Annotated in this window: 14 protein-coding genes; 5 read left to right on the forward strand and 9 right to left on the reverse strand. The window is 70.7% G+C overall.

Annotated features, from left to right (window positions below):
- The first annotated feature begins 51 nt into the window (after positions 1 to 51).
- Positions 52 to 1,413 (forward strand): sensor histidine kinase, encoded by a 1,362-nt coding sequence (locus ACTWQF_RS02880; RefSeq protein WP_443276710.1) that lies wholly within the window; start codon positions 52 to 54, stop codon positions 1,411 to 1,413.
- Positions 1,410 to 2,096: a response regulator gene (locus ACTWQF_RS02885; RefSeq protein ID WP_443276712.1), complete on the forward strand. Its 687-nt coding sequence runs from the start codon at positions 1,410 to 1,412 to the stop codon at positions 2,094 to 2,096. The genes ACTWQF_RS02880 and ACTWQF_RS02885 overlap by 4 nt, the downstream gene beginning before the upstream one ends.
- Positions 2,097 to 2,263: 167 nt before the next feature.
- On the opposite strand, the gene ACTWQF_RS02890 is transcribed toward ACTWQF_RS02885, so the two are convergent.
- The 5 genes from ACTWQF_RS02890 to ACTWQF_RS02910 all read right to left on the reverse strand — a co-directional run bounded on the left by ACTWQF_RS02890 (position 2,264) and on the right by ACTWQF_RS02910 (position 9,451).
- Positions 2,264 to 2,947 carry a response regulator transcription factor gene (locus tag ACTWQF_RS02890; RefSeq protein ID WP_443276714.1) on the reverse strand — a complete coding sequence of 228 codons (684 nt, stop codon included), beginning with the start codon at positions 2,945 to 2,947 and terminating at the stop codon, positions 2,264 to 2,266.
- Positions 2,948 to 3,151: 204 nt separating this feature from the next.
- Entirely contained in the window at positions 3,152 to 5,200 is a 2,049-nt protein-coding gene (locus tag ACTWQF_RS02895) for an ATP-binding SpoIIE family protein phosphatase (RefSeq protein ID WP_443276716.1), read from the reverse strand.
- A gap of 304 nt (positions 5,201 to 5,504) precedes the next feature.
- Complete coding sequence (locus tag ACTWQF_RS02900; RefSeq protein WP_443276718.1) at positions 5,505 to 8,090, reverse strand: SpoIIE family protein phosphatase; 2,586 nt, start codon at positions 8,088 to 8,090, stop codon at positions 5,505 to 5,507.
- A gap of 230 nt (positions 8,091 to 8,320) precedes the next feature.
- Positions 8,321 to 8,536, reverse strand: coding sequence for an SPOR domain-containing protein (locus ACTWQF_RS02905; protein ID WP_443276720.1), 216 nt, complete (start codon positions 8,534 to 8,536; stop codon positions 8,321 to 8,323).
- Between the two features lie 162 nt (positions 8,537 to 8,698).
- A complete protein-coding gene (locus tag ACTWQF_RS02910) occupies positions 8,699 to 9,451 on the reverse strand; it encodes a GntR family transcriptional regulator (protein WP_443276722.1) in 753 nt (250 codons plus the stop codon).
- A 311-nt stretch (positions 9,452 to 9,762) separates the two neighbouring features.
- Between ACTWQF_RS02910 and ACTWQF_RS02915 the strand changes: the two genes are divergently transcribed.
- Positions 9,763 to 10,356 (forward strand): hypothetical protein, encoded by a 594-nt coding sequence (locus ACTWQF_RS02915; protein WP_443276724.1) that lies wholly within the window; start codon positions 9,763 to 9,765, stop codon positions 10,354 to 10,356.
- Between the two features lie 36 nt (positions 10,357 to 10,392).
- On the opposite strand, the gene ACTWQF_RS02920 is transcribed toward ACTWQF_RS02915, so the two are convergent.
- The 3 genes from ACTWQF_RS02920 to ACTWQF_RS02930 all read right to left on the reverse strand — a co-directional run bounded on the left by ACTWQF_RS02920 (position 10,393) and on the right by ACTWQF_RS02930 (position 13,180).
- Complete coding sequence (locus ACTWQF_RS02920) at positions 10,393 to 11,037, reverse strand: dihydrofolate reductase family protein (protein WP_443276726.1); 645 nt, start codon at positions 11,035 to 11,037, stop codon at positions 10,393 to 10,395.
- 158 nt (positions 11,038 to 11,195) lie between these two features.
- Positions 11,196 to 11,831 (reverse strand): helix-turn-helix domain-containing protein, encoded by a 636-nt coding sequence (locus ACTWQF_RS02925; RefSeq protein WP_443276728.1) that lies wholly within the window; start codon positions 11,829 to 11,831, stop codon positions 11,196 to 11,198.
- Between the two features lie 14 nt (positions 11,832 to 11,845).
- Entirely contained in the window at positions 11,846 to 13,180 is a 1,335-nt protein-coding gene (locus ACTWQF_RS02930) for an MFS transporter (RefSeq protein WP_443276730.1), read from the reverse strand.
- A 149-nt stretch (positions 13,181 to 13,329) separates the two neighbouring features.
- Between ACTWQF_RS02930 and ACTWQF_RS02935 the strand changes: the two genes are divergently transcribed.
- A complete protein-coding gene (locus tag ACTWQF_RS02935; protein ID WP_443276732.1) occupies positions 13,330 to 13,785 on the forward strand; it encodes a VOC family protein in 456 nt (151 codons plus the stop codon).
- A 177-nt stretch (positions 13,786 to 13,962) separates the two neighbouring features.
- Here ACTWQF_RS02935 and tnpA read toward each other — a convergent pair whose 3' ends face one another.
- Positions 13,963 to 14,379 (reverse strand): IS200/IS605 family transposase, encoded by a 417-nt coding sequence (gene tnpA / locus ACTWQF_RS02940; protein ID WP_443276734.1) that lies wholly within the window; start codon positions 14,377 to 14,379, stop codon positions 13,963 to 13,965.
- Between the two features lie 26 nt (positions 14,380 to 14,405).
- On the opposite strand from tnpA, the gene ACTWQF_RS02945 reads away from it, so the two are divergent.
- Complete coding sequence (locus ACTWQF_RS02945) at positions 14,406 to 15,623, forward strand: RNA-guided endonuclease InsQ/TnpB family protein (RefSeq protein WP_443276736.1); 1,218 nt, start codon at positions 14,406 to 14,408, stop codon at positions 15,621 to 15,623.
- The last annotated feature ends 27 nt before the right edge of the window (positions 15,624 to 15,650 follow it).

The raw sequence follows: 15,650 nt of genomic DNA on the forward strand, positions 1-15,650 counted from the left end.
ACCGACCGTGGTCGGACGTGCGGAAGGCAGGTCGCGGGCTACGGTGTGCGAGTGGCCGGTGACTCCGGGGAGAGCAAGGAAGTACAGCGTCGTAGCTGGGTGCAGGTCAGCCTGACCCGGCGACAACTCATGGCATGGGACGGTGCTGCGGCGCTGGCCTTCGCCCTGCTCTACGCCGTGCTGCCCCCCGTGCAGCACGGAGCCCCGGCCCCCGCCGCGCTCCAGTTGCCGCTGCTCCTCGCGATGAGCCTGCCGCTGGCCGTGCGCCGCGTGTGGCCGCGCACCGTACTGCTGGTCGTCGTCGCGGCATCGGCGGCAGCCGCGGTGCTGGACGTGCTCCTGGAGCCGTTCCTGGCGGTGGCGTACGCGCTGTACGCGGTGGCCGTGACCACCACCTGGGCGGGCCGTGCGGTGCGGTGGGTCGTCGTCGGCGGCAGTGCGCTGATCCTGCTCCTGCTTGTCGCCGGTGGCACTCCGTCCGCCACCTTCGGCGCGGGGCTGCCCGCCTGGCTCTCCGGTCTCATCGTCTGCGGGCTGACCTGGGCCTCCGGGCAGGCCATCCGGGAGCGGCGCGCCTATGCCGAGCGGGCGGCCCGGCAGTTGGCGCTCAACGCGGTGGCGCAGGAGCGGCTACGGATCGCACGCGAGTTGCACGATGTGGTCGCGCACCACGTCGGGGTGATCGCCGTGAAGGCGGGCGTCGCGCGCCATGTGGCGGCGGTGGCGCCCGAGGAGGCGACCGAGGCGCTGCGGGTCATCGACCAGGAGAGCCGTACGGCGCTCCAGGAGATGCGGGGCATCCTGGGCCTGTTGCGCAACGAACCCAACGGCGAGGAGGAGCCGCGCCACCCGGACCGCAGTCTGGCCCACGAGGCGGACATCCACGCACTGGTGCGCCGGGCGGGCGAGGCCGGCGTGGAGGTGGAGCTGAGCGCCGTGGGACTCGGCAGACTGCCGGACGGGGTGGCGCGGGCCGGGCACCGGGTGGTGCAGGAGGCACTGACGAACGTCATCAAGCACGCCGCTCCGTGCTACTGCCGACTAGCCCTGGTCGCCGGGCTCGACGAGCTGCGGCTGGAGGTCATCGACGACGGCGGTCACTGGGCGAGTCACGGCAGAAAGGGCGCGGTTCACCGGATGGCGCCCGGGGCCGCTCGCGGCACACGCCCGGGGACGGACGAGGCGGCCCCGCCCGGGGCCGGATCCGGTGCGGGGCAGGAGGCAGGGCACGGGCTGATCGGAATGCGGGAGCGAGTGGCGATGTACGGCGGCGAGCTGACGGCGGCTCCGCTGCCGGGAGGGGGTTTCGCGGTGCGTGCCCGTATACCGCTGCGCGCGCGGCAGCTCTCGCCGGAGGACGCCGCACGCGAGGCGGCGCAGGACACGACTCAGGAGGCGTCACAGTCGAGATGAGTAATCTCCCCGATCCGGTCAGGGTGCTGATCGCCGACGACCAGGAGCTGCTGCGCGAGAGCTTCCGCGTGCTGGTGAACGCCGAACCCGGTCTTGAGGTCGTAGGGCTGGCCGAGGACGGTGACGCGGCGGTCCGGATGGCGGTGAGCGAGCGCCCGGACGTGGTCCTGATGGACGTACGGATGCCCGGTCTCGACGGGATCGAGGCGACGCGGCTGATCCGTGCGCACCCGGACGCCGAGGGGGTGCGGGTGCTGGTGCTGACCATGTTCGACATGGACTCGTATGTGTTCGCCGCGCTGCGGTCCGGGGCCAGCGGCTTCCTCCTCAAGGACGTCGCCCCGGCCGATCTGGTGCGCGCCATCCGTACGGTGGCCGCAGGGCAGGGACTGCTGGCTCCGAGCGTGACGTCCCGGCTGATCGAGGAGTTCTGCCGCCAGCCGCAGAGCGTACCGGCCGTCTCCGACAGCCTTGTTCCGCTGACGGGCCGCGAGCGTGAGGTGCTGCTGCTGGTGACCAGAGGGTTGTCGAACACGGAGATCGCCGCCGAGCTGCATGTGTCCATGGCCACGGTGAAGACGTACATCGGACGGCTGCTCGACAAGCTCGGTGCCCGGGACCGAGTCCAGCTGGTGATCACCGGGTACGAGCACGGCCTCGTCACGCCGTCCAAGGGGAAATGAACCGGCGTACGGACATGGAAGTGCAAGTAATTCCGGGGCCCCGGCCCCACGGACAGCCTCTCGAATACATTCTCACTGTCCGTGAATTCCTGGGGAAAGATCCCCACCGGAGCCCACCTCCACGCCGGATTTCGCGTCGGATTCACCGCCGGATTCCGCGCCGGAATTCAGACCTCCGCCGCTTTCTGCTCCACCCCTATCCCCGCGGCCCGCGCCCGCATCATGGCGGCGTTCCGGTCGGGGACTTCCAGCTTTCTGAAGAGGCCGGTGATGTGGTTGCGTACGGTCTTCTCCGCGAGCACGAGGCGACGGGCGATGCGCTTGTTCTCCCAGCCGAGCGCCAGCAGCTCCAGGATGTCCCGCTCCCGTTCGGTCAGCGTCGGGAAGGCCAGCCGACTGGGCAGCTGGGGCAGCAGCCCCAGCCCGCCGCGCAGCCCCTCGGCCACCCCGGCCCCGAAGGCGGCGCCGCCCTCGGCGAGCAGATGTACGGATCTGAGCAGCGTACGAGCGCTCACGCTCTTCATCACATACCCCATGGCGCCGGAGCGGATCACCGAGACGACGGCCGCCGTACTGCCGTCGTCGGAGGCCACCAGCACCCGCGCCGCCGGGCCCGCGCGCTGCCGCACCGGCTGGGCTTCGAGCGTCGGCGACCGCTGCGCCTCGGAGGTCAGCAGCCGCACCGTACGGGCCAGCCGGGCCGGGCTCGGGCCGCCGACGAGCACCACCTCCGCCTGCCCCACGAGTTCCCCGAGCGGGGGTGGTGTCCGTCCGGCGCGCCGCTCCGGAATTCCCTGTTCCGCCACGATGGCGATCGTGCCGTCGGATTCCGCCGCCGCTCTGACGCCCATGCGATACAACGGGTCGTCGTCAAGGATTATGAGCCGCACACCCATGCAGCACCCCCCGTTTCAAGAATCACTGATCCCCGAGCGGAAAGCTTATCGGGGCAGGGACCCAGAAAAAAGGGGCATCCAGACGTATGTGAGGGTTCCATGCAACGCCCCGGAAAAGGGCGCTGCATTTCGGCCACTTTCTCGAACCAAGTGCGTCACTCAGAACAATTTCAGCAACGCCTCGGTCGGATCCGGAGCGGCCCTGCCCTCTTCAGGGCGGGGCAACTGGAACCAGACGGCCTTCCCCGAGGGCACCCGGCGGCTCCCCCAGCCCGTACTGAGCAGATCCACCAGTTGCAGACCACGGCCGCCCTCGTCGGTGTCCCGGGCCCGGCGCCTGCGCGGCTGGACCTGGCCCGCGTCCCACACCTCGCACACCAGCGTGCGCTCCAGCAGCAGCCGCAGCCGGATGTTGCCCTCTCCGTACCGCAGCGCGTTGGTGACCAGCTCGCTCACCAGCAGCTCCGTGGTGTCGCTCAGCGCGTCCAGGCCCCAGGCGGCGAGCTGCTCACACGTCAGTTCGCGCGCCCGCGCCACCGAACGCGGCTCGGGGGGCAGCGTCCAGTCGCCGGCGTGTTCGGGGTCGAGGCCCTGCACCCGGGCGACGAGCAGCGCGATGTCGTCCTCTCCGTGATGGACGTTGAGGGTGCGCAGCACCCTGTCCGCGGTGTCCTCCAGCGGCTCTGTGGCGTCGGTGAGCGCCGAGCGGAACCGGTCGAGCCCCTCGTCGAGCGGATGGTCGCGGGACTCGACCAGGCCGTCGGTGTAGAGGGAGAGCATCGCGCCCTCCGGCAGCTCGATCTCGATCTCCTCGAACGGCTCCCCGCCCACCCCCAGGGGCACGCCCTTGGGGACCTCGAGCAGCAGCGCGGGCTCCCCCGGCTCGACCATTATGGGCGGCAGATGCCCGGCGTTGGCGAACGTGCAGCGCCGCGAGACAGGGTCGTAGACAGCGTAGATGCAGGTGGCCAGATACACCTCGGACAGATCGGTGTCGCTGCCCCGTTGTCCCCGCTGCGGGTGCTGTCTGCGGGGGTCGCCGAGGCCGCGCGCGATCTCGTCCAGCGCGCCCAGCACTTCGGCCGGCTCCATGTCGGTGAGGGCCAGCGTGCGTACGGCGGTGCGCAGTTCGCCCATGGCGACGGCCGCGCGCAGCCCGCGCCCCATCACGTCGCCGACGACGATGGCGGTGCGGTGGCCCGGCAGTTCGATGACGTCGAACCAGTCGCCGCCCACCTCGGTTGCCGGGTTACCCGGCAGATAGCGGCAGGCGATCTCCAGCCCGGCCGCCTCCGGGTCGCCCGGCGGCAGCAGGCTGCGCTGGAGGATGAGGGCGCGCTCGTGCTCCCTGCGGTAGAGCCGGGCGTTGTCGATACAGACCGCGGCGCGGGCCGCCAGCTCCGCGGCGAGCGCCCCGTCCCGTTCGCCGAACGGCTCGCTGCCCTTGGCCCGCGAGAACTGCGCGAGCCCCAGCACCCGGTCCCGGGCGACCATGGGCACGGCGAGCGTCGACTGCACGACGGCTCCGAACTGCGCCGGGACGGTGCCGTCCTGGCTCGTGATGTTCTGCACCCGGCCGGTGCGCAGCGCAATCGCGAACGGGGAGTGCTCGGCGTAGCAGTGCGTGGAGCCGACCTCGGCCGGCTGGCCCGGCTGCGCAGCGGCGGCGGCGGGAACGCCGTTGACACGGGCGCGAGCGGCACCGCCCTGCCCAAGGGGGCCTCCCTGCGTACCGGCACCGTCCTGCGCTGCGTCACGCGGGCCGACCACCGTCTCGCCGGTGCGGGCCTCCTCGTCCGGAAGTCCGTAGCCGTAGGGGGTGTTCGAGACGGCGCTCGCGAAGGCCACCCGGCGCAGCTCGCCGCGCGGCGAGCCGATCGGTCCCCGGCGGCGCCGGGGCAGCTCGCTGGCCAGCCGCACCTCCGGCCCCTCACGCCGTACGGTGTCCGCCTCGTGGAAACCGGCATGCTCGGTGTCCCCGGGGACCGACGGCCCGACAGGGCGGGGCTCGTCCCCGGCCAGCACACTTTCGTAAAGGTCGACGGAGGCCAGGTCGCAGAACTGGGGCACCGCCACGTCCAGCAGTTCGCGGGCCGTGGTCTCCAGATCCAGTGAGTTGCCGATCCGCGCGCCCGCGGCGTTCAGCAGGGCCAGGGCACGACGTACGTCGTCCTGCTTACCGGCCGCCTCCACTGGGATATCGCTCAATGCCGCCCCTTCCACTGCCGGTGCTCGCCTCCGGTCCGAGCAGTGTGGCAGCCCGGAGAGTCATCCGGAGCCCGCTCTTCCCGATCGCCACAAGTCTTCCTCGTCACGACGAGGCAACATGCGCATGCCCCTGTTGTTCACGGGGGTCACCCCCTGACTCCTAACCAGGGAATGCCGCGTCGAACCCCAAGAGTGTGCACCGGCCCCGGACCGGTCCACTTGCTCATATCACGCCACCCCACGCCACCGAAGCCCCTCGGTCGACATCCGCTTCGGATGCGCTCGAGGCTCACTGCATGTCCGCTCAGGGCAGAGGCAGTTCGAACCAGACCGTCTTGCCCTCCGGACCGTGCCGGGTACCCCAGCGGCGGGCCTCAGTCGCCACCATCTGAATTCCCCGGCCGCCTTCCTGCTCCTCGGTGACGACGCGTTCGCGCGGCGGATCCGTCAGCGGGTCCGACACCTCCACGATCAGCACCCCTCCGTGCCCCGCGGGGTCCCGGCCGGTGTCGCGTACCATCCGCACCCCGATCGGACCGTGCGCGTACCGCAGTGCGTTGGTGACCAGTTCACTCACCAGCAGCACACCGGTGTCCTCCAGCTCCCTGAGCCCCCACTCGCGCAGTGTCTTACGAACGGCCTCCCGAGCCCGGCGCACGGCATAGCTCCCGGTGGTGAACGACCAGGAGGCGGCGGTGTGCCCCGGCAGCCCGCCGAGCCGGGCCATCAGCAGCGCCACGTCGTCGCCGGTGCTGAGGTGGCCGTTGACGCTGCTGCCGTGCCGGCGCAGCGAGTCGATGAGAACGTCGCAGGCGTTCTCGATGCCCCCGCACCCGGTCTCGTCGACGGGGCCCGACGAGACGTACCCTCCCGCGCCGTTCCAGGTGAACCCCTCTTCCGGCGCCGCCCGGTGGCGGTCAGGACCGGCGAGCAGCGCGCAGACCCGGTCGATGCCCTCGGTGATGTCCTCGCCCCTGCTCTCCACGAGCCCGTCGGTGTAGAGGACGAGCACGCTGCCCTGCTCGATCTCCACCTCGGCCAGCTGGTACGCCTCGCCCTGCGCTGCCCCGACGACGCCCAGCGGGGTCCCCGAGGGGATCTCGACGGGCCGGGCGCGGCATCCGCCGTCGCCCTCGTGCGTGACGAGCAGCGGTGGCACATGCCCGGCGCTGGCCATGGTGAGCACCCCGCACCGCCTGCCCGCCGAGGTGGGCGCCGGCTCGTAGACGGCGTACAGACAGGTCGCCATCAGCGGGTCGTCGGGCCCGTGGGACAAGTCGTCGCCAACGGTGCTGACGCGGGCGAGCAGTTCGTCCGGCGGCAGATCGAGTCCCGCAAGGGTACGGACCGCGGTACGCAGCCGTCCCATGGTGACCGCCGAGTGCAGCCCGTGGCCCATCACATCGCCGACCACGAAGGCGACCCGGCCGCCCGGCAGCGCGATGACGTCGAACCAGTCGCCGCCGACTTCCGTACCGCTGCTGCCCGGAACGTAGCGGTAGGCGATGCTGACCCCAGTCGGCTCGGGGATGTGCTGCGGCAGCAGACTGCGCTGGAGCATCAGCGCGCCCTCGCGCTCCCGCGCGTACAGCCTGGCGTTGTCGAGGAAAGTCCCGGCGCGGTCGGCCAGTTCCATGGCGAGCGCCCGGTCCTCGGCCACATACGGCTCGTCCCCGTGCGCCCGGCTCACCAGCAGCAGACCGAGCACGGTGCCGCGCGCCCGCAGCGGCACGGCCATCAACGAGTGCACCCCCAGCTCGAACGTGGCCTCGACCTTGGGATCGCCCGGCCGGGTCGCGCGCAGGATTTCCTCGGGAGTGGTGGCGACTTGGGGCGCGCCGGTGTCCAGCGCCCTGCCGAGCAGCGATTCACGCTCGTAGATGATCTCGCCGCCGAGCCGCAGCAGCCGCTCCACCCGCTCACCGGCCTCCCGGGCGGCGAACCCGTACAGATTCAGCGGTGTCCCGACCGGAATGACGGGCTCGGGCAGATCGCCCCCGATGGCGACCTCGCGCCGCAGCATGACCCCCGCGTAGTCGGCGAACCTCGGTACCAGCACATCGGCGAGCGCCTGCGAGATGGCGCGGACATCGAGCAGATCGCCCAGTGCTACCCCGACCTGGTCCAGCAGCGCGAGCCGTTGCCGGGCCACCTCCGCCTTGTTGAGCGCCTCCAGCCGCTCGGTGATGTCCATGACGGTGCAGCTGACGCCGAGCACCTTCCCGCTGCGGTCCGTGATCCGGGAGTACGAGACGGAGCGCGCACTCCGGCCGTCCGGTGTGGTGGTCACCAGGTCCACGACGGAGCGCCCGGTCTCCAGTACGCGGGACTGGATCTGCATCACCTCCTCAGCCATCTCGGCGGGGAGCAGCTCGGCGACCGTGCGACCGAGGAGGTCGGTGCGGGTGCCGCCGTTCAGCCGTACGAGGGCGTCGTTGAAGCGGACGAAGCGCTTCTCGGTGTCGAAGACCGCAATCCCCAGCGGCGAGGAGGCGAACAGCGCGTCCAGCGCCGCCAGATCGTGTTCGACGGCGCGGAGCCGGCTGGTCTCCATGATGTTCGCCAGGACGAACGGACGCTGGTCGGCGTCCCGCAGCAGCGAGCCGCGCCCCTCGACCTCGACGACGTGTCCCGCCCGGTGGCGGGTGTGCAGGATGCCGCGCCAGCTCCCGGCACGGCCGAGGCTGCTACGGCGTGCGCGGCGCTCGGCGTGGTCGCCCTCCAGGAACTCCTCGATCGGACGCCCGACGGTCTCTTCGGCGGACCAGCCCAGGATCTCCTCGGTCGTCGGGCTCCACATCAGGATCGTGCCGTGGCCGTCCAGCATGACGATCCCGACGCGGAGGGTGTCCAGGAGCGAGGTCGCCTCGTCGGCGGGTTCGGTGCTCACACGGCCCACGCCCCCGGTCGGGATCTGGATACGTCCAAGATGGACCAATTATCCATATACCCGACACGAGGCGCGATCGCGCACATGCGGAGCGTCGCCCCCGCTGGGGGCAGGAGACCGGAAACGGCACGCCGCGAACAAGAAAGGGAAGACCGGAGGCAGGACGGGACGAGAGGGGCCCAGGGCGGGACGACCGGCGTCGGGAAGGACACGGCGGCGGCCGGGCGGTGTCAGGTGCGGCTGTCGTCCACGTGCTCCCCGTGCGCCGCAAGACGATCGCGGTGCTCCACCATGTAGCCCTCGCCCTGTTCGCTCAGCCGTTCGGCGAGACGCTGCGCCTCGGCCCGGGTGGCGTAACTGCCGACGCGGTAGCGGTTGCCGTGGCAGTCCTGGCGGAGGAGCTGCCAGGGCAGCACCGCGTCACTGTCGCCGCTCGCACTTCGCATATGCCGGAGCTTACGCCCGGCCTTCACTCACCGCATTCGGCTTTGCACATGGGGCCAACTTTTTCGGCCACGTGTTCGCTCTCCCGCCGAGTGGGCCGGCGCTCGCGCGGAGCCGGGTGAACGCTCGGGCGCGGACCGGGAAATCGCTTCTCCGCCGGTCGGCTACTTCACCGGAAGGTGGTACGCCAGCTTGAAGCGGTCGGCGGGCACCACCACGTCCGCTGTCTCCACCGGGCGCTTGCCCGCGAAGTACGTACGCGCGATGACCAGCACCGCATGACCCGGGACGCCGCCCAGCGCCGTCATCTCCTCGGCGCGACCGGGGCGGGAGCCGACCTCCTCGGCGACGTTGTCCACCACCAGGTCGATCGCGGCCATCCGCTCCACCACCCCGCGGCCGCCCAGCGGGCCCTCCTCCGGGAGCATCACCGGCGTCCGCCCCGTCACCGCCAGCGGCTCCCAGGAGGTGGAGAGCATCACCGGAGCGCCGTCGACGTGGAAGACATAGCGGGTCCGCATCACCCGGTCCCCCCGCTCGATGAACAGCCGCTCGGCGATGTCGGCGGAGGCGTCCTCCTGCTCGCTCTGCGACTCCCAGGTGCCCTGCACCCGCTCGTCGGACTGCTCCTGACGGAAAGGGGTGACTTCACCGAGCGAGCGGTAACCCGTGCGCGAGACCCGGCGGGCGGCCGGCAGCTCGCGTACGTACGTGCCGGAACCGGAGCGCCCCTCGACCAGCCCTTCCGCCATCAGCACCTTGCGCGCCTCCAGGGCGACCGTGTCGGAGACTCCGTACTCCTCGCGGATGCGGGCCTGCGAGGGGAGGCGGGCGTGCGGCGGCAGGGAGCCGTCCGCGATCTTCTTGCGGAGATCCGAGGCCACACGCAGATACGCGGGCTGCTCACCGAATGGCACGTGGGCCCTCCCGTTTCGGCCAGCTGCTGAGTGAAGCCGACTGGTGCTGAGTGGTGCTGACGGTCAGCAACAGCTTGGCAACAGAGGGTCGTTGACCGCAACGATCGGCCAAAGTTTCACCCGATGTGATGAGCGCCTGCTCAGACCCCACACATCCCGCTTGTCCGCCCGCGCTCGACAGAGTGTCTGCCGGCGCGGGGTGAGCGCGGGGCGGGGTGAGGGGCCGCCCGCTAGAGTTCCGCGTCACAGGCCACTTGGGCCACATCAACATCACCATGGCACAGCCAACACGGCCCCCGGGAGAGCGCCCGATGACGTTCCGGCAGCACATGAGGCAGATGACGGCGAGCGCCCTGGCGGAATTCCCCCATGGGCTCGAATCCGGCATCTACACCGTCACGTTCCGGATCGACGCCGTCGATCAGGACTGCCGGTTCCACTACCTGGCCCTCGGCTACAACACGGAGGACGAGGTGGCCCGGCTGCTCGCGGAGCCAAGCGCACCGGAGCCATGGGAGGCCCGCTGGAACTACGCCTACTTCCCGCCCTCGGGGCTGGAGGGCATCCGCATCATCGGGAACCACGAAGAACACGACCCGCGCGGCGCCGAGTTGCACCGTCAGGAGGCACGCGCGGACGGCCTCTGGTACGAGGAGGACGATCCGGAACACATACAGGACGAACGGGCGGAGATCCTCTGTCCCCGGTTCCATGAGCTGTGCGTCGACCTGGCGCGGCGGCTCCATGCCGACGGCGACCTCGTACGCGCCCTGGGACGGCCTGTGCCTGTGGTGCTCTACAACATGTTCGACCCGGACGCGATGTTCGCCCTCACCCGGGCCGCCAACCCGCCGGAGCTGGTGGCCGACTTCCTCAGCGCGGACCCGGGAGAGCCGGGGTCCTGACCTGCGTCAAGCCGTCACGTCCCGGCCCTCCGGCCTTCAGGGGCGGGTGAAAGTCAGATGCGTCACCCCCGACGGCGTGCTCACGGATTCGATGGCGAACCGCTCCTCCAGCCCTTCCAGCCCGTCCCACAGCCGGACGCCGCGCCCCAGCAGGATCGGCACGACGGCCACGTGCAGATGGTCGATCAGATCGGCTTCCAGGAAGGCGCGGACCGTGGTCGGCCCGCCGCCGATCCGCACGTCCAGCCCGTCCGCCGCCTCCCGCGCCTGCCGCAACGCCTCCTGCGGCGTGGCGTCGAGGAAGTGGAACGTGGTGCCGCCCGCCATCTCGATCGACGGTCTGGGGTGGTGCGTCAGCACGAACACCGGCGTATGGAAGGGCGGATTGTCGCCCCACCAGCCCTGCCAGGTGTGGTCCTCCCAGGGGCCGCGCTGCGGGCCGAACTTGTGCCGCCCCATGATCTCGGCGCCGATGCCCGCCTCCGTCGTACCGGCGACGGCGTCGTCCACGCCGGTGCTGCCGCCGCGCGCGCCCTGCATCCGGCGGAACGTACGGGTCTGGATGAACCACTCGTGCAGCCGTTCACCCGCGTGCCCGAACGGAGCCTCCAAGCTCTGCCCCTCACCGGTGGCGAAACCGTCGATCGAGACGGCGAAGTTGTGAACCCGTACCCGAGACATCGCTGACCTCCAGCCGGTAGGTGTTGCCCGTCAACAGTGCGGACCGCCGCCCCCGCGAGCCCCCCGACCGCGCGGGAGCGACGCGCCGACATGCCTCAGAGTATGGAGCCCACCACTGACAACGGCCGCGCCGCGCGGCACGGGCCGGGCCAGGCCGCTCAGCCCTCCCCTGCCCGCATCGCGAACAGCACCATGGTCGCGCTGACCCGCACGGCGCCCTCCGTGCCCGGCGGGAGGGCGTGCCGGTGGAGGTCCTCCCCCAACTCCCTGGCGTGCTCGCATACCCGGGTCCACACCTCGGGCTCCAGCCACACCTCGGCATCCGTCATCGCGCCCTGTACCGCGGTGTCCCGCTGCGCCGTACGCCGTCGCAGTTCCTCGCCCAGCGCACCCGCCAGGGCGAGATACGAGTCGACGCCCTGCGGGACGCCTCGTCCCAGGAGTTCGCCGCTGTCGGGATCGTGCCGGTACCGCTTGGCGGTCCCGCCGCGTACGGCGACCTCGCCGGCGGCTTCGACGAGCCCGGCCGAGTGCAGTCTGCGCAGGTGGTAGCTGACGTTGGCCTGGGACTGGCCGAGCACCCGCGCCGCCTCGGCCGCGCTGTACGCCTGCCCGGTCAGCAAGGAGAGCAGTTGCAGCCGCAGCGGATGGGCCAGCACCCGCAGATCCGCCACGGAGGCGGCGGAAGCACGGGGGCCCGGGTCGCCGGTGCCGGAAGCACCGGCGCGGGCGACATCGGAACCGGAACCGGAGGCAGCGGAGTCGGACGGGCCGGTGGAGCGGGGTTCGGACACCCGGCCAGTCTGCCTCACACCCCCGCGCCTTCCGCAGCTCCCCGGCCCGGCACCGGCTCGCCCGTCGTCAGCCCTCGCACCTGCCTGCTGCACAGGGAACCCACCGTCACCAGCGCGACGAGCGCGACCCCGCACAGCAGCGTCGTACGCACCCCGAAGCGTTCCGCCAGCGGCCCGGCAGCCATCTCACCCAGCGGGAGGGCGAGGAAGGAGCCGAGCGCGTCGTAGGAGTAGACGCGGGCCAACTTCTCCTGCGGAACGTTCTCCTGGAGCGAGAGGTCCCAGGCGACGCCGAACTGCTCGATGGCGATGCCGTTCACGAACATCGCCGCCAGCAGGAGCGCCACATCGGCCGACTGTGCGAGGGCGAGCAGCGGCAGCGCGTCCAGTGCCACGACGGCGACACCGATCCGCAGTGCGTGCCGCGAACGCGACCGTGCCACCAGCAGCCCGCCGACCAGCGCACCGGCCATCTGCGTCCCCAGGACGAAGCCCCAGGCGGTACGGCCGAACGTCGCGTCGGCGACCGTCGGCCCCAGCACCTGAATGCCGCCTGCCGCGACGGCGTTCACCACGAAGAACTGGAGTACCACCACCCACACCCAGGTGCGGGACACGAACTCCGTCCAGCCCTCGCGCAGTTCCCGCCAGGGGCGCACCGGGTCGGCGGGGGTGGCCTTCTGCGCACCGGCATCGCGGCCCGTGGGCTCGCGGCGTGCGAGTTCACGCCCGGCGAGCCGGTAGGCGAACGCGGCGCCCACGAACGCCAATCCGTTGAGCACCATCCCCCAGCCCGGCCCCGCGACGGCGGCCAGCAGTCCGCCCAGCGAAGTTCCGGCGATCATCCCGGTGTTGACGCCCATCCGGGAGAGCGCGTTGGCGGGGCGCAGCTCGCCGGGCGGCACGGTGAGCGGAACCAGCGCTGCGGAGGCCGGTATGGAGACGGCCGCCACGGCGCCCTGCACCACGCTGAGCACCAGCAGCACGCCGACCGGCGCCCGGTCCAGCAGCACCGCGAGCCCGACCCCGCTCTGCACCAGCGCCGCGGAGAGGGCGGCGCCCTGGAGTACGAGTGCCCGCGGCAGCCGGTCGGCCAGCAAGCCGCCGAACAGCAACAGCACCACATTGCTGACCGACCGGGCCCCGACGACGAGCCCCACGTCCACCGCGGAGCCGCCCAGGTCGAGGACGGCGAACGCGAGGACGACCGGCGCCATGGAGTTGCCGAAGAACGTGAGTGCCCGGCCCAGCGCGAGCTCGCGGAAGCCGCGTCGGCGCAGGATGCCGCGGAGCGCGGCACGGCCGGTGCTTCCGGCCCGGTCGGGGCGAGGGGAGGCGGGAGAGGTCATGTCGTGAGTGTGCGACACAGACCGGCTACCGTCAAACACTTCTTTGGGGGTATGGGAAGCCCGAGGAAACCCGTCCTGCACCGAAAGACGGAGACCGGCTCAGCCCTGTGCCCGAGGAGCAGCGCCCTCGCCCGTGCCACCGTGGCCCCATGAGCAGCAGCCCTCTTCCCCACACCTGGCCGGAGCACCTGTCCGTGGGCGCGGTCCGCTTCGCACGGCCGACCGCCCGCTTCGAGGCCGTACGCGCCTTCTACTGCGACGACCTCGGCCTTCCCGTCCTCGCCGAGTGGCGCGACCACGCGGGCTACGACGGGGTCGTACTGGGCCTGCCCGGAACCCCCGTCCACATGGAGCTCACCCAGCACGGCGACCCGCCCCGCATCCCGGCCGCGCATCCCGAGAACCAACTGGTCCTCTATCTGACGGACCAGGCAGCGCACGACCGCGCAGTCGCCCATCTCGACTCCCGCGGCCACCGCCCCGTCCCCGCGGCCAACCCCTACTGGCCCGACCACGGAGCCACCCTTTTCCAGGACCCCGACGGCTGGCTGGTCGTCCTGGCGCCCTGGGTCTTCGGCCGCGACCCGGCGCCGCAGCAGCCGTGATCGCACCTGCGCGAAGCAGCGGGCCCTCGCCCGGCCACGGGCGGGCCGAGTGGATTGTCGGACCTCCCTGCTACCGGGTCTAATCGCAGTGCACCGGGCTTTAGCCCGGTGGTGAAGCGATTCTGAGAAGTGCTCTGACTCGCACTGTGCGCATTGGTCTGCACTGTTGACCTCAGCTCAGGCGGGCCGGTTCTGCTGCTCGATGTACTGCTTCACGATCGACAGTGGAGCCCCGCCGACTGACCCGGCGAAGTAGGAGCCGGACCATAGGCGCTGTGCCCGCCAGTAGTGCCGGACCAGTTCCGGATACTCCTGGCGGAGCCTGCGGGAACTGACGCCCTTGAGGCTGTTGACCAGCTTGGACAGGGCAACTTTCGGTGGGAAGTTCACGAGCAGGTGGACGTGGTTGTTCTCGCCGTTGAACTCGACCAGCTCGCATTCGAAGTCCTCGCAGACGGCCCGCATGATCTCCTCCATGCGCGTCAGGTGGGCGTCCTTGAAGACCTTGTGCCGGTACTTCGTCACAAAAACCAAGTGTGCATGAAGGATGAAAGCGCAGTGTCTGCCAGTACGGATGTCCTGATACTCGGCCATAAACCAACTGTAGTAGGGTCGTCAGTATGCAGTTGAGGTACAGCTTCCGTCTGTACCCGAATGGTCCTCAGTGCTCGGCGCTGGCAAGGACGTTCGGGTGTGCGCGGGTGGTCTACAACGATGCGCTTCGCGCCCGTGAGACCGCCCGCGCCGCAGGCGAGGTGTTCCCGAAGACCGGTGACCTGTCCAAACTGCTGATCACCGAGGCCAAGCTCACCGAAGAGCGCGCGTGGCTCGGCGAGGTGTCCGCTGTCGTGCTCCAGCAGTCCCTGCGGGACCTGGACGCCGCGTACCGGAACTTCTTCGATGGACTCAAGGGCAGGCGCCCGCGCATGGGCGCACCCCGGTTCAAATCCCGCAAGGACAACCGGCAGGCCGTACGATTCACCGCCAACGCCCGCTGGAAGATCACCACCGGCGGGGACCTGTCCTTGCCGAAGATCGGGGATGTGCGGGTGAAGTGGTCCCGCACCCTTCCCTCGGTCCCGTCCACTGTGACCGTGATCAAGGACGCGGCCGGAAGGTACTTCGCGAGCTTTGTTGTGGAGACCGAGCCCGTCACGCTGGCCGAGACTGACAGGGTCGTCGGCATCGACCTGGGGTTGGGTCACTTCGCTGTCCAGTCCGACGGTACGAAGATCGACGCTCCTCGCTTCCTGCGCCGGGCTGAGAAGAAGCTCAAGCGCGCACAGCAGGCCCTCAGCCGTAAGGCGAAGGGCTCGAACAACCGGAATAAGGCCAGGGGCAAGGTCGCCCGCGCTCACGCGCAGGTCGCCGACGCACGGCGCGAGTTCCACCACCAGCTCTCCACCCGGCTGATCCGCGATAACCAAGCGGTCGCAGTGGAAGACCTGGCGGTGAAGGGGCTCGCCCGTACGCGCCTGGCCAAGTCCGTGCACGACGCCGGATGGTCCGCGTTCGTGGCGATGTTGGAGTACAAGGCCGCGAAGTTCGGCCGCAGCTTCCACCGCATCGGACGGTTCGAGCCGACCTCTCAGGTCTGCTCCGTGTGCGGCGTCAAGGACGGCCCCAAGCCCCTCCACATCCGCGTGTGGGAATGCGGGGCTTGCGGGGCCGACCTCGACCGGGACATCAACGCGGCGGTCAACGTCGCCAAGGCCGCCGGACTGGCGGTGACAGCCTGTCGAGCGCAGGTAAGACCAGTACTCGTACCGGCCCAGCGCGGTGAAGCAGGAACCCACCGAGACGGTCAGCCGACCGTGGTAGGAATCCACGGCCTTTAGGCCGGGGAGCGGAAGTCAAGTTCCGGA

Source organism: Streptomyces sp. 8N114 (assembly GCF_052245835.1).
Classification (GTDB): domain Bacteria; phylum Actinomycetota; class Actinomycetes; order Streptomycetales; family Streptomycetaceae; genus Streptomyces.